Source organism: Pseudomonas sp. p1(2021b), assembly GCF_020151015.1.
GTDB classification, from domain to species: Bacteria; Pseudomonadota; Gammaproteobacteria; order Pseudomonadales; family Pseudomonadaceae; genus Aquipseudomonas; species Aquipseudomonas putida_K.
In genome coordinates this window covers 1,355,877-1,368,220 of record NZ_CP083746.1, presented here as the reverse complement: position 1 = coordinate 1,368,220, position 12,344 = coordinate 1,355,877, and the positions used below count along the sequence as shown (strand labels likewise).

General features: G+C 65.5%; 13 protein-coding genes. 5 read left to right on the top strand and 8 right to left on the bottom strand.

The window, feature by feature from the left end; genetic code table 11:
• Positions 1-12: 12 nt before the first annotated feature.
• Both K8374_RS06385 and K8374_RS06380 read right to left on the bottom strand, forming a co-directional pair.
• Positions 13-2,091: an LTA synthase family protein gene (locus tag K8374_RS06385; RefSeq protein WP_224458349.1), complete on the bottom strand. Its 2,079-nt coding sequence runs from the start codon at positions 2,089-2,091 to the stop codon at positions 13-15.
• A gap of 259 nt (positions 2,092-2,350) precedes the next feature.
• A complete protein-coding gene (locus tag K8374_RS06380; protein ID WP_084854964.1) occupies positions 2,351-2,542 on the bottom strand; it encodes a PLDc N-terminal domain-containing protein in 192 nt (63 codons plus the stop codon).
• A 128-nt stretch (positions 2,543-2,670) separates the two neighbouring features.
• Between K8374_RS06380 and K8374_RS06375 the strand changes: the two genes are divergently transcribed.
• Complete coding sequence (locus K8374_RS06375) at positions 2,671-3,609, top strand: ZIP family metal transporter (RefSeq protein ID WP_224458348.1); 939 nt, start codon at positions 2,671-2,673, stop codon at positions 3,607-3,609.
• A gap of 115 nt (positions 3,610-3,724) precedes the next feature.
• On the opposite strand, the gene K8374_RS06370 is transcribed toward K8374_RS06375, so the two are convergent.
• Together K8374_RS06370 and K8374_RS06365 are read right to left on the bottom strand one after the other, a co-directional pair.
• Entirely contained in the window at positions 3,725-4,255 is a 531-nt protein-coding gene (locus tag K8374_RS06370) for a hypothetical protein (RefSeq protein ID WP_224458347.1), read from the bottom strand.
• A gap of 59 nt (positions 4,256-4,314) precedes the next feature.
• Positions 4,315-4,836 carry an ankyrin repeat domain-containing protein gene (locus K8374_RS06365; protein ID WP_224458346.1) on the bottom strand — a complete coding sequence of 174 codons (522 nt, stop codon included), beginning with the start codon at positions 4,834-4,836 and terminating at the stop codon, positions 4,315-4,317.
• 274 nt (positions 4,837-5,110) lie between these two features.
• On the opposite strand from K8374_RS06365, the gene K8374_RS06360 reads away from it, so the two are divergent.
• The gene (locus K8374_RS06360) at positions 5,111-5,383 is read left to right on the top strand and encodes a DUF3509 domain-containing protein (protein ID WP_224458345.1); all 273 of its coding nucleotides are present in this window, start codon (positions 5,111-5,113) and stop codon (positions 5,381-5,383) included.
• A gap of 93 nt (positions 5,384-5,476) precedes the next feature.
• Here K8374_RS06360 and K8374_RS06355 read toward each other — a convergent pair whose 3' ends face one another.
• From K8374_RS06355 to aroC, 3 genes are all read right to left on the bottom strand, one after another.
• On the bottom strand, positions 5,477-6,013 hold the full coding sequence (locus tag K8374_RS06355; RefSeq protein WP_224458344.1) for an oxidase: 537 nt from the start codon (positions 6,011-6,013) through the stop codon (positions 5,477-5,479).
• The gene (locus tag K8374_RS06350; protein ID WP_411969604.1) at positions 6,013-7,167 is read right to left on the bottom strand and encodes an MFS transporter; all 1,155 of its coding nucleotides are present in this window, start codon (positions 7,165-7,167) and stop codon (positions 6,013-6,015) included. The genes K8374_RS06355 and K8374_RS06350 overlap by 1 nt, the downstream gene beginning before the upstream one ends.
• A gap of 143 nt (positions 7,168-7,310) precedes the next feature.
• Positions 7,311-8,402, bottom strand: coding sequence for a chorismate synthase (gene aroC / locus K8374_RS06345; protein ID WP_224458343.1), 1,092 nt, complete (start codon positions 8,400-8,402; stop codon positions 7,311-7,313).
• 202 nt (positions 8,403-8,604) lie between these two features.
• Between aroC and K8374_RS06340 the strand changes: the two genes are divergently transcribed.
• Positions 8,605-9,567 carry an alpha/beta hydrolase gene (locus K8374_RS06340; RefSeq protein ID WP_224458342.1) on the top strand — a complete coding sequence of 321 codons (963 nt, stop codon included), beginning with the start codon at positions 8,605-8,607 and terminating at the stop codon, positions 9,565-9,567.
• Between the two features lie 197 nt (positions 9,568-9,764).
• Entirely contained in the window at positions 9,765-10,553 is a 789-nt protein-coding gene (locus K8374_RS06335; protein ID WP_224458341.1) for a hypothetical protein, read from the top strand.
• Between the two features lie 104 nt (positions 10,554-10,657).
• On the opposite strand, the gene prmB is transcribed toward K8374_RS06335, so the two are convergent.
• Positions 10,658-11,566, bottom strand: a complete 909-nt coding sequence (prmB, locus tag K8374_RS06330) for a 50S ribosomal protein L3 N(5)-glutamine methyltransferase (RefSeq protein WP_224458340.1) — start codon at positions 11,564-11,566, stop codon at positions 10,658-10,660.
• A gap of 178 nt (positions 11,567-11,744) precedes the next feature.
• Between prmB and K8374_RS06325 the strand changes: the two genes are divergently transcribed.
• Positions 11,745-12,335, top strand: coding sequence for a cysteine hydrolase family protein (locus K8374_RS06325; protein ID WP_084854953.1), 591 nt, complete (start codon positions 11,745-11,747; stop codon positions 12,333-12,335).
• Positions 12,336-12,344: the final 9 nt, after the last annotated feature.

The following is a 12,344-nucleotide window of genomic DNA, read 5'->3' as shown; positions in this document are numbered from 1 at the left end:
GCCCGCTTGCGCTTACTTCGGCGTGCCGTGAACCACGCCCGCGGTATTGTCCAGCAGGCTCTTGGTCGCCGTCTGGATATAGGCTTCGAGGTTCTTCAGCAACGCAGGCTGCTCCGGGCTCTCGATCAGCTCGGCCTTGAACTCGCGGCCCAACTGGTAGCGATACAGGCGCGGGGTCATGTCCTTGGACTCGATCAGGATACGATCGCCCTGCACGATCCCGACGATCTGCTCGCTGCCCGACGGCTTGATGATGCCCACGCCCTGGTCACCCTCAGGCAGGTTGAGCAGGTCGCGGCCCCAGCACTGGTGACGGGTCTGGCCGCCCAGGCGGCCCATGATGGTCGGCACGATGTCGACCTGGGTACCCACGGTGTGGTTGACCGCACCGAACTTCTCCTGGATGCCGGGGGCGATCAGCAGCAGCGGCACGTTGAAGCGGCCCAGGTCCAGCTCGGTGACCTGTTGCTGGTTGCCGAAACCGTGGTCGCCGACGATCACGAACAGGGTGTCCTTGAAGTACGGCTCCTTGCGCGCCTTCTCGAAGAACTGGCCCAGGGCCCAGTCGGAGTAGCGCATGGCGGTCAGGTGCTCGTCCAGACGGCCCTGGCCGGTCACCTTCTCCACCGGCAGGTCCTTGGGCAGCGCGTACGGCGTGTGGTTGGACAGCGTCTGCAGCAAGGCGTAGATCGGCTTCTTGCCGTCGTGCTTGGCCAATTCCTCGTTGCCGCGGTCGAACATGTCCTGGTCGGACACACCCCAGGTCGGGTCGGAGAACACCGGGTTGACGAAGTCGTTACGGCCGATGAAGGTGGTCATGCCCTGGTTGCCGAAGAAACCGGACTGGTTGTCCCAGGCGAAATCGCCGTTGTAGACGTATACGTCGTCGTAGTCACGACCACTGAGCAACGCTGGCAGGCCAGACAGCTTGTGGCCGCCCTCCGGGGTCTGCATCAGGTATTCGAAGCCCGGCAGGTTGGGGAAGCAGGCCATGGTGGCGAACATACCCTGGTGGGTATGGGTGCCGTTGGAGAAGAAGTGGTCGAACAGCAGACCCTCCTTGGCCAGCTTGTCGAAATACGGGGTGATGTTGTTGGGGCTGCCCAGGGCGCCCACCGAATGGCCGGCGAAGCTCTCCATGAGAATCACCACCACGTTCTTGACCGCCAGGGTGCGGTCGGCCGGCGGTACGAAGTCGCGGCGGATGGCGGCTTCGTCGGCGTCGACCAGGGTGTCGTTGGGGGTCAGCAGCAGGTCGCGCACGCTCTGGGTGGCCACGCCCTGTTCGAGCACGGGCTTCCAGATATTGGCGCGGTCTTCGCCGAAACGGCTCTTGGCGGCGTCGATCAGGGTCAGGGTGCCGTTCAGGCCAAGCTGGTTGACGAAGTTGGAGTCGGTGGTGAAGGCGTCGCCCCAACGCATCGGCGGGCCCTGGCGCAGGGTGCCACGGGCGGCGACCACGGCCACCAACAGGATCACCATGAACACCGCCACGCGCTGGTACCAGGGCGCGACGCTGCGCTGGGCGGCAGCTGCAGCGGTGCTGCCGGTGCCACGGGTCAGGCGGTCGATGCCCTTGAACAGCAGGCTCAGCAGCCAGGTACCGAACAGCCAGGCCAGCAGGTAGCGCACCACCGGGAAGCCGTACCAGAGCATGCTCATGACGGTCTTGGGGTCTTCCTTGATGTACTGGAACACCAAGCCGTTCAGGCGCTGGTGGAACTCGCGGTAGAAGTCCAGCTCCATCAGGCCGAGGAACATCACCAGGCTCGAGGCCAGGGTCAGCCACAGGCGGAAGAAACCGCGCCGGGCCATGGCCCAGGGGCTGAGCAGCGCCAGCAATAGCGGGATGCTGATGTACACCACCACACGCAGGTCGAAGCGCAGGCCGTTGAGGAAGCCTTCGGCGACGGTGGCATACGGCGTGTCGCCGATCATGTCGCTGTTGTAGACCAGCAGCGCCAGGCGGACCAGGCTGAGCATCAGCATGATCACCAGGGCGCTGAGCAGCGTGTAGGCGAGGTGCGATTTGAGGGTCGGCGCGAACGAAGCCGGCACGGCCCGTTGCTTCAAGGCATCCGTGTTAGCCATGAATGGGGGGATCCTAGGATTGCGGGTTTGCGAAAAAGGCGAAGACGCCCTGCTACCTGAAGGGCCCGGCCATCCAGCACGGCAATTGGGCCAACGCAGCATTGTGCGGCGCGGATTTTCGATAATCCAGTGTGAAAATTTTGTCACGGGGTGGGTTTTGCAAAGCCTGCTACGGCGAACGCTACTACACCCCTGCACAGAACCTGTAGGAGCGGGCTTGTCCCGCGATGGGGCGCGTAGCGTCCCCAGTGAACGATATTCAAAATCGCAGGTTGCCTCGCGGCCCGGCGATGGCCCAGATGATCAGCCCGATCACCGGCAGCAAGGCGATCAGCAACACCCAGAGGATCTTGATACCCACCTCGGCCCCGCTCTTGAGCACATGAAGAATCGCCCAGATATCCAGCGCCAGAATGATCAGCCCGACCAGGCCATTGAATGTGGACCCCATGCGCACGCTCCTGCCAAAGGTGATTGCCGCCAAGCATAGTCGGCTATTACGTCGATAGAAGGGAATCCTTGGGCGCTGGCATCGGTCACTGGGTAGACTGCCAGCAACAGATTTGCCTCGAGGTTCGCATGCCACCCGCCCAGTCCCCCACTACCGCGCCTGTCTCACTGTTCAACGCTTGGCGCCAACAAGCCACCACCGCCCCCTGGCTCAGCGCCGGCCTGGGCCTGAGCCTGCTGGCGGTGCTCGCCCTGCTCTCGGCCAGCCTGTGGAATGCCGTCCAGGGTGACCATGCCGACAACCTGCACCTGGCGGTGCTGGGCGGCCTTTCCGGGTTCGGCGCCACCGCTCTGGGCGCCGTGCTGGCCGTGGTGCTGCGCGATGTCAGCGCACGCAGCCAGGACGTGATGCTGGGGTTTGCCGCTGGCATGATGCTCGCGGCCAGCTCCTTCTCGCTGATCCTGCCTGGCCTGGACGCCGCCCGGGAAATCACCGGCAACGGCCCGGCTGCGGCTTTTACCGTGGTGCTGGGCATGGGCCTGGGTGTGTTGCTGATGCTGGGCCTCGACCGCTTCACGCCCCATGAGCATGAAAGCACCGGCCCGTGCGGCCCGGAAGCGGAACGGATCAGCCGGGTCTGGCTGTTCGTGCTGGCCATCACCCTGCACAACCTGCCCGAAGGCATGGCCATCGGGGTGAGCTTCGCCAACGGCGACATGAACATCGGCCTGCCGCTGACCAGCGCCATCGCCATCCAGGACATCCCCGAAGGCCTGGCCGTGGCTTTGGCGCTGCGTGCCACCGGGCTTTCCAACGTGAAGGCGGCGCTGGTGGCGATCGGCTCCGGCCTGATGGAGCCACTGGGCGCGGTGATCGGCCTGGGCATTTCCACTGGCTTCGCCCTCGCCTACCCGATCAGCATGGGGTTGGCGGCCGGGGCGATGATCTTCGTGGTGTCCCACGAGGTGATTCCCGAGACCCACCGCAATGGGCACCAGACGGCAGCGACCCTGGGGTTGATGGGCGGGTTCGGGGTGATGATGTTTCTCGATACCGCGTTGGGGTGAGATTTTGGGGCTGCTTTGCAGCCCTTTCGCGGCACAAGGGCCGCTCAGGGGATCACGAATGCCGGTAGGAGCGGCCTTGTGCCGCGAAAGGGCCGCAAAGCGGCCCCATTCATTGTCAGACGTGCACCGCCACCCGCAACGCCTCCAGCGCCGGCTCCACCTTGATGCCCAACGCCGCGCCCAGCTCCAGCACCCGCGCCAGGTCATTCTGCCCGACCATCACCATCTGCAGCTCGTCATCGAGCAATTGGCTGAAATTGAGCAGCACGTAGCCACCCGCTTCCTTGTTCAAGGCGCCCATCTGCACCTGGATACGGTTGAGCGCGGTCAGCGCCTCGGTGCGCGCCAGTTGCTTGGGCTTGAGGGTGAACGGCACGCTCTTGTCGAACGAATCGGTGATGCGCTCGAACAGCTCCTGATAGCTGTCGGCCTGGAACAGCACGGTATCGGGCAGGCTGCCGAGCACCACCCATTCGCCCAAGGGGATGGGGAAGGTATCGTCGTAGTTGATGTCCGGGTTGGCGGCCAGGAAGGCGGCCGGGTCGGCATAGGCCTGGGCAGCTTCGTCGGCGATGCGCTCGATGTCTTGTTCGCGCATGCAGCCGGCGCCGATGAGGCTGATGAATTCGAGCAACTGGTTTTTCATGAGGGGGCCTGCGGCTTGCGAAAAAGTCGCCAAGGATAGCCGCAAATGCCCCCGGAGGGTTAGCCGACCAGCGCCTGCAGGCGTGTGGCGGTGTCGACGGCGCCCATGGTCTGGGCGGCGGCCAGGGCGGTGGCGCCACGGGCATCCTGGCGAGCCGGGTCGGCGCCCTGGGCCAGCAGGAAGTCGAGGATCTCGACGCGGTTGAACATCGCCGCCAGCATCAGCGCGGTACGCCCGTCCTCGGCGGCGGCATCCACCGGTACGCCGTGCTCGAGCATCAGGCGAATCATCGCCAAGTCGCCCTTGAACGCGGCACCGGCGATCGGCAGCTGGCCGTTGTCGTTGGCGATCAGCGGGTCGGCGCCATGGGCCAGCAATACCTTCACCGCGTCATGGTGGCCGTGGTAGCTGGCCAGCATCAACAGGGTATCCCCTTTATGGTTGCGCAGATTAGCCGGCAGGCCGCTGTGCAACAGGCGTTCGAGCATCTGCGCATCGCCCCGGCGGGCACGTTCGAAGACTTCTTCAGCGAACGCAGCGGTTTCGTCGTCGGTCATGGCGATAGGTTGTCGGTCGGACATCGGGAACCTCCTGGCATAGTCGAGCGCCCAAGTGTTCGTCAGGCAATGCCGGGCGGTCAAAGGTTCAGAATCTATAGGGCCAAGAGGCAAACCCTATGACCCTTGCAAAATGCACTGTGCAAAATGCACGACCTTGCACAATGCACGGTCACCTCATTGCAATAGATCATCAACCTGTTGATTTTAAATGGAATTTTCAGCGACTCGTGCCTGGCACGGTCGCTGCAACCCTCAACTCCAGAGTCTGCAAAACACAACAGTCAGGAGTTGAGATATGGACCTCATCCAGGAAAAATTCGCCTCGGTCTTCTCCGCCTACAAGGTCGAAACCCAACCGCGTCCCGATGGCGGTATCCAGCTGAACCTGCGTGCCGCCGACGGCAAGGTCACCCGCCGGGTGCTGTCGTACGCGCAGCTGCACAGCGCGGAGCAATTGTCCTGGGCGATCAGCGCCATTCGCCGTGACTTGGCCGAACAGGCCAGCGAGTTGCCGGTGATCTCGATGCTGCAAAGCCAGCAGCGCTTTGCCTTGCCGACCTATCGGTAAGCACGGAAAGCCCAATCGCCGGCAAGCTGGCTCCCACAGCGGCCAAAGGTGTTCCCCAAACCCTTGTGGGAGCCGGCTTGCCGGCGATTGGCCCTAGAATTCATCCATGCCGGCAAACGCCCGGGCTGAGGCATCGCCGGTAAACCGCGGCTGCGCACCCTGCTCGCTGGCGAACAGGCGCAAAGCCAGGCAGAACGGGTTGTCGCCCAGGTCGAACCAACGACGGGTGCCGGCCGGCACCACCAGCACATCGCCTTTCTCGCACACCACCGCGTACACCGCCTCGCCCAGTCGCAGGCTGATTTGCGCACGGCCGGTGACGACTGCGAACACTTCCTCAGCCTCATGCACATGCTCATCACGCAGGTCAGCCCCGGCCGGGGCCTGGCCATCGCGATCGAGCAGGCTGAACGCCACGCTGCCATATTCGGTCATCAGCTCATCGAGCAACCCACGGCCCTCGGCCAGCACCTCGTCGCGGCGGGTGCCCGGACGGATGCGCAGCTCATGGGGGCGACGGACGAAGCGCACACCTTGCTCGGCCAGGGTCGCGGCGATGTCGTCATGGTGGGTCAGCACCTTGTTCGGCACCTCGGGGCTGGATGTGTGGAAAACGCTGAGAATGCTCATCAGGGGCTGTTCCTGGTTTCTTTCGAACAAAGGGCAATGATAACGGCTGCGGCCAAGGCTGCGAGGCTGGCCATACCAAAGGTGAAGGCCGGGCCCAGCAGTTTCCAGCTGTAGCCCGAATAAAGCGCGCCCAAGGCACCGCCGGTGCCGGACAACGCCGCATACAGCGCCTGGCCCTGCCCTTGCTGGCGCGCGCCGAAGCTGCCCTGGACGAAGGCGATGGCGGCAGCATGGAAGCAGCCGAAGGTGGCCGCGTGCAGCACCTGGGCCATGACCAGCACCGCCGGGATGTCGGCCAGGTTGCCCAGCAGCAGCCAGCGCAGCGCCGCCAAGAGGAAGCTGGCCAGCAGCACACGGCGCACGCTGATGCGCGCGAAGATCCGGCTCATGGCCATGAACACCAGCACTTCGGCGACCACCCCCAGCGCCCATAACAGGCCGATGGCGCCACGGGTATAGCCCAGGTGCTCCAGGTGCAGGGTCAGGAAGGTGTAGTAAGGGCCGTGGCTGAGCTGCATCAGCGCCACGCAGGCATAGAATGCCAGCACGCCCGGCGCCGCCAGCTGGCGCAAAAAGCCCCCTGCCCCTTTGCGCTCGGCCTGTTCCACCGGCTGGGCGTTGGGTACCCAGAGGCTGGCGAGAAAGATGCCAGCCATGATCGCCACCAGCGCCACCGGGTAGATGTCCAGGCTCAGCCATTCGAACAGCCGGCCCAGGCCGACCACGGTGAGAATGAAACCGATCGAGCCCCACAGGCGCACCTGGCTGTAGCGGGAGGTCTGGCCGTGCAGGTGGGCCAGGGTGATCACTTCGAACTGGGGCAGCACCGCATGCCAGAAGAAGGCATGCAGGGCCATTACCAGTGCCAGCCAGGCGTAGCTCTTGTCGACGAAGATCAGCGAGAAGGTCGCCAGGGTCGACAACGCCCCCAGGCGCACGATGAGCAGGCGCTGGCCGCTGCGGTCACCCAGCCAGCCCCACAGGTTGGGGGCGATGCAGCGCATGAGCATGGGAATGGCCACCAGCTCGCCGATGCGCGCCGGGGAGAAACCCAGATGGTCGAAGTACAGCGCCAGGAACGGGGCGGTGGAACCGAGCAGGGCGAAATAGAAGAGGTAGAAACTGGACAGGCGCCAGTATGGGATCGGGGGCATGATTGGGCCTTGTGAGGTCCCTGTGCCGGCTCAATCGCGGGACAAGCCCGCTCCTACAAGGGCTGCGGAGAACCTGTGGGAGCGGGCTTGCCCCGCGATTGGGCCGGTTCAGGCAACCTGTACCTGACTGACGAACACCGTTCTCAGAGCTGGCCCAGCACCGGGGTGTTCACCTTCACGTCGGCGTTCTGTGCCCGGTGACGCAGCAGGTGGTCCATCAGCACGATGGCCATCATCGCCTCGGCGATCGGCGTGGCGCGGATGCCCACGCACGGGTCATGACGGCCCTTGGTGATCACCTCCACCGGGTTGCCGTCGATATCGATAGAGCGGCCCGGGGTGGTGATGCTGGAGGTCGGCTTGAGCGCCAGGTGGGCGACGATCGGCTGGCCGGAGGAAATACCACCGAGGATGCCGCCGGCGTTGTTGCTGAGGAAGCCTTGCGGGGTCAGCTCGTCACGGTGCTCGGTGCCACGTTGGGCGACACTGGCGAAGCCCGCACCGATTTCCACGCCCTTGACCGCGTTGATGCTCATCAGCGCATGGGCAAGCTCGGCATCCAGGCGGTCGAAAATCGGCTCGCCCAGGCCCGGCATCACGCCTTCGGCGACCACGGTGATCTTGGCGCCGACCGAGTCCTGGTCACGGCGCAGCTGGTCCATGTAGGCCTCCAGCGCCGGCACCTTGTCTGGGTCGGGGCTGAAGAAGGCGTTCTGCTCCACCGAGTCCCAGGTCTTGAACGGGATCTCGATCGGGCCCAGCTGGCTCATGTAGCCGCGCACGCGAATGCCCTGGGTGGCCAGGTACTTCTTGGCGATGGCGCCGGCAGCCACGCGCATGGCGGTCTCGCGGGCCGAGCTACGGCCACCGCCGCGGTAGTCGCGCAGGCCGTACTTGTGGTGGTAGGTGTAGTCGGCGTGGGCCGGGCGGAACAGGTCCTTGATCGCCGAGTAGTCCTTGGACTTCTGATCGGTGTTGCGGATCAGCAGGCCGATCGAGCAGCCGGTGGTACGGCCTTCGAACACGCCCGAGAGGATTTCCACCTCGTCCGCTTCCTGGCGCTGGGTGGTGTGCCGGCTGGTGCCCGGCTTGCGCCGGTCGAGGTCATGCTGCAGGTCGGCCAGGGAGATCTCCAGGCCAGGCGGGCACCCATCGACAATGGCGACCAACGCCGGGCCGTGGCTTTCGCCAGCGGTGGTGACAGTGAACAGCTTGCCGTAGGTATTGCCGGACATGGACGCTCCGCGAATCTGCCTGAATTTGAAGGAGGCGGGCAGTATACGGAAAACTCCGTTGGATAGGTTGCCTGTCCCGCGATTACGCCAGCCCCTGTGGGAGCGGGCTTGTCCCGCGATTACGCCAGCTCAGGCGAACGCCGAACCAGAACCTTCCGCCAAGCCCCCGGTCCAACCGACATCCCTCCCACGTAGTAGCCCAATGATGTTGCGCTTCGCCGCCCTCCTCTTGCTGCTGTGCGCCAGCCTCGCCCAGGCCGCCGCCCCTACCGTCCTGCAACGCCCCATCGACCTGGACACCGGCCAGGGCGTGCTGCATGGCAGCCTGTTGCTGCCCCAGGAGCCCACGCCGCCACCGGTGGTGCTGATCATCGCCGGCTCCGGCCCCACCGACCGCAATGGCAACAACCCCGCCAGCGGCCGTCTGGACAACCTCAAGCGCCTGGCCCTGCTGCTGGCCGGCGAGCACATCGCCAGCGTGCGCTTCGACAAGCGCGGCGTGGCCGCCAGCCAACCGGCCACCCCCGATGAGCGCGACCTCAGCGTCGAACGCTACGTGGCCGATGTCGTGGCCTGGGGCCGAATGCTCAAGGCTGACCCGCGCTTCGGCCCGTTGATCCTGCTCGGCCACAGCGAAGGTGCGCTGATCGCCAGCCTGGCTGCTGAACAGGCCGGCGCCAGCGCGGTGATCACCGTGGCCGGCAGCGGCAGGCCAGTGGCGGACGTGCTGCGCGAACAACTGGCCCAGCGCCTGCCGCCTGCGCAACTGGCGCGGGGCAATGCGGTGATCGACCGCCTGCAGGCCGGGCAGACCACCCTCGACGTGCCCGCCCCGCTGCGCGAGGTGTTCCGCCCGAGCGTGCAGCCGTACCTGATCTCGCTGCTGCGCCAGGACCCGGCGGCGGCCTTCGCCCGCCTGCCGATGCCAGCACTGATCCTCCAGGGCCGCAACGACGTGCAGGTGGAGGTGGCCGACGCCGAGCGCCTCAAGGCGGCCAAGCCCGATGCGCAGTTGGTGGTGATCGAGGGCATGAACCACATGCTGCGCATCAGCCCTCGGAACATGAGCCAGCAGCGTGACAGCTACCGCAACCCCGAACTGCCGCTGGCGCGGGAGCTGGGGGAACGGATCGTCGCGTTCGTTCGCCAGGTGACGCGGGAATAGATCGGGCTCAGGAAGTCGTTTTCGCTGCCGATAACGGGGGTTATCGAGGCGGTGCTTCGGGGCCGCGTTGCGGCCCTTTCGCGGCACATGGCCGCTCCTACAGAGGGATCGCTGCGCCTGTAGGAGCGGCCTTGTGCCGCGAAAGGGCTGCACAGCAGCCCCGTATCCCGCCCACCGTGCATTCGAGGACACCCCTGATGACCGACGCCCCCGCCGCCGTTGAGGCGGACGAAGAGCCACAAGCCCCTGAAAGCGCCCCGCTGCCCTGGGAAGACCTGGCCCCGGAACACTTCCAGCTGCTGCGCCTGGCGCCGCTGCCCACCGAACGCACCAGCGGCGCGCGGCCGCTGCGCTTCGTCGAATTCGGCCATGCCGAACGCCACAGCAAGGAACACAGCCTGTTGCGCCTGGTGATCCGCCTGCCTGGGCAGAAGGTGCGCAAGGAACAGAACCACCTGGACATCCGTGTCGACCACGAGCAGCGCCTGGTGCGCATCGGTGGCGACAGCGGACTGCAGCTCGAGCCGCTGAACCGCGGCCTGGGCCGCTTCCTGCTGGGCCAGGCGGTGCAATGGCTGCAGCGGCGTTGGTCGCATTACCAAGTCGAGGGCATGAGCCTGCCGAGCAAGGACGCCCTCAACGAAGACAGCCGCCTGCGTCGTGATCACGTGCTGCGCGGCGCGGGCCTGGACGTGGAGTACGCCGACGGGCAACTGCTCAAGGCACGAATCGTGGAAACCCCGGTGGGCCAGCTCAAAGGCAGCTGGAACGGCGAGAAGGTGCAGCGCGTCGACATCCTCGAAGCGGCGGGCATGTTGCAGCAGGCCGAACAGCAGTTGCTGGAGAAGGAAGCGCAACTGCGCGAGCGCGATGAGCGGGTGGCCAAGTACCGGCGCGAGGACAGCGGGCTGCGCTTTACCATCACCTGCCTGGTGGCGTTCGCGGTGTTCCAGGCGGGGTTGCTGATCTGGATCGCTACGCGCTGAGCGTGTAGCCAGGGGGCCGCTTTGCGGCCCTTTCGCGGCACAAGGCCGCTCCTACAGGGGATTGCGCGCCTCTGTAAGGGCGGCCTTGTGCCGGCCCCGCTTCATCAGACTCTGGCGCGGAACAGCTCCTGATGCTGCCGGCACTGCTCGGCCGTCAGCATGAACACGCCATGCCCGCCACGCTCGAACTCCAGCCAGGCGAAGTCCACCTCGGGGTACAGCGCCTCCACATGCACCTGGCTGTTGCCCACCTCGACGATCAACAACCCCTTCTCGGTCAGGTGGTCGGCCGCCTCGGCGAGCATGCGCCGCACCAGGTCCAGGCCGTCGTTGCCGCAGGCCAGGCCCAACTCGGGTTCGTGGTGGTACTCGGCCGGCATGTCGGCGAAGTCTTCGGCATCGACATACGGCGGGTTGGACAGGATCAGGTCGAAGCGCTGCCCCGGCAGCCCAGCGAAGCCATCGCCCTGCACGGTGTAGACCCGCTCCTCCAGGCCATGGCGCTCGATGTTCTGGTTGGCCACTTCCAACGCCTCGAAGGACAGGTCGGCCAACACCACTTCAGCCTCGGGGAACACGTCGGCGGCGACGATGCCGATGCACCCGGAGCCAGTGCACAGGTCGAGGATGCGCGCCGGCTCGGCCGCCAGCCAGGGCTCCAGGCGTTTCTCGAGCAGTTCGCCGATGGGCGAACGAGGCACCAGCACACGCTCGTCGACCAGGAACGACATACCGCAGAACCACGCCTCGCCCAGCAGGTAGGCCGTTGGCACGCGGTCTTCGATACGGCGCTTGAGCAGGTGCTGCAAGCGCACCCGCTCGTCATCTTCCAACTGGCAATCCAGGTAGCTGTCGGCCACTTCCCACGGCAGGTGCACGGCACCCAGCACCAGCAGGCGGGCTTCGTCCCAGGCGTTGTCGGCACCGTGGCCGAAGAACAACTCGTGCTCATGGAAGCGGCTGACCGCCCAGCGGATATGGTCGCGCAGGGTGCGCAGACGGGATGTGATCACGGGGGACTCCTTTTCAGACAGTACAAAAGTCTAACAGCCCGCCGCCGCAAATGTTCCCCCGGAATCCTCCGCCGGTAGCCAGAAGCCAGTAACCATGCCGCCTGCAATGTCAACCATTCACATTGTCGCCGTTGCAGGGGAGAATAGGTATACAAAAGCCCTACCCAAGGAGCCCTTGATGTCCGTTCCAACCACGATGTTCCGCCTCAGCGGCCGCGACTACCCGCCGGCCAAGCTGGGCCAAGCCAGCCTGATCATCATCGATGCGCAAAAGGAGTACCTCAGCGGTCCCCTGGCGCTGTCGGGCATGGACGAGGCCGTGGCCAACATCGCCCGGTTGCTCGACGCCGCACGCAAAGCCGGCCGTCCGATCATCCATGTCCGCCACCTGGGCACCGTCGGCGGCCTGTTCGACCCCCAGGGCGCCCGTGGCGAGTTCATCCCGGGCCTGGAGCCGCGTGAAGGCGAAATCGTCATCGAAAAGCGCATGCCCAACGCGTTCAAGAACACCAAGCTGCACGAGACGCTGCAGGAGCTGGGCCACCTTGACCTGATCGTCTGCGGCTTCATGAGCCACTCCAGCGTCAGCACCACCGTGCGCCGCGCCAAGGACTATGGTTATCGTTGCACCCTGGTCGAGGATGCCTCCACCACCCGCGACCTGGCTTTCAAGGACACGGTCATCCCGGCCGCACAGATCCACCAGTGCGAAATGGCCGTGATGGCCGACAACTTCGCCTGCGTCGCCCCGACCGCCAGCCTGATCTGAGGCGGAACC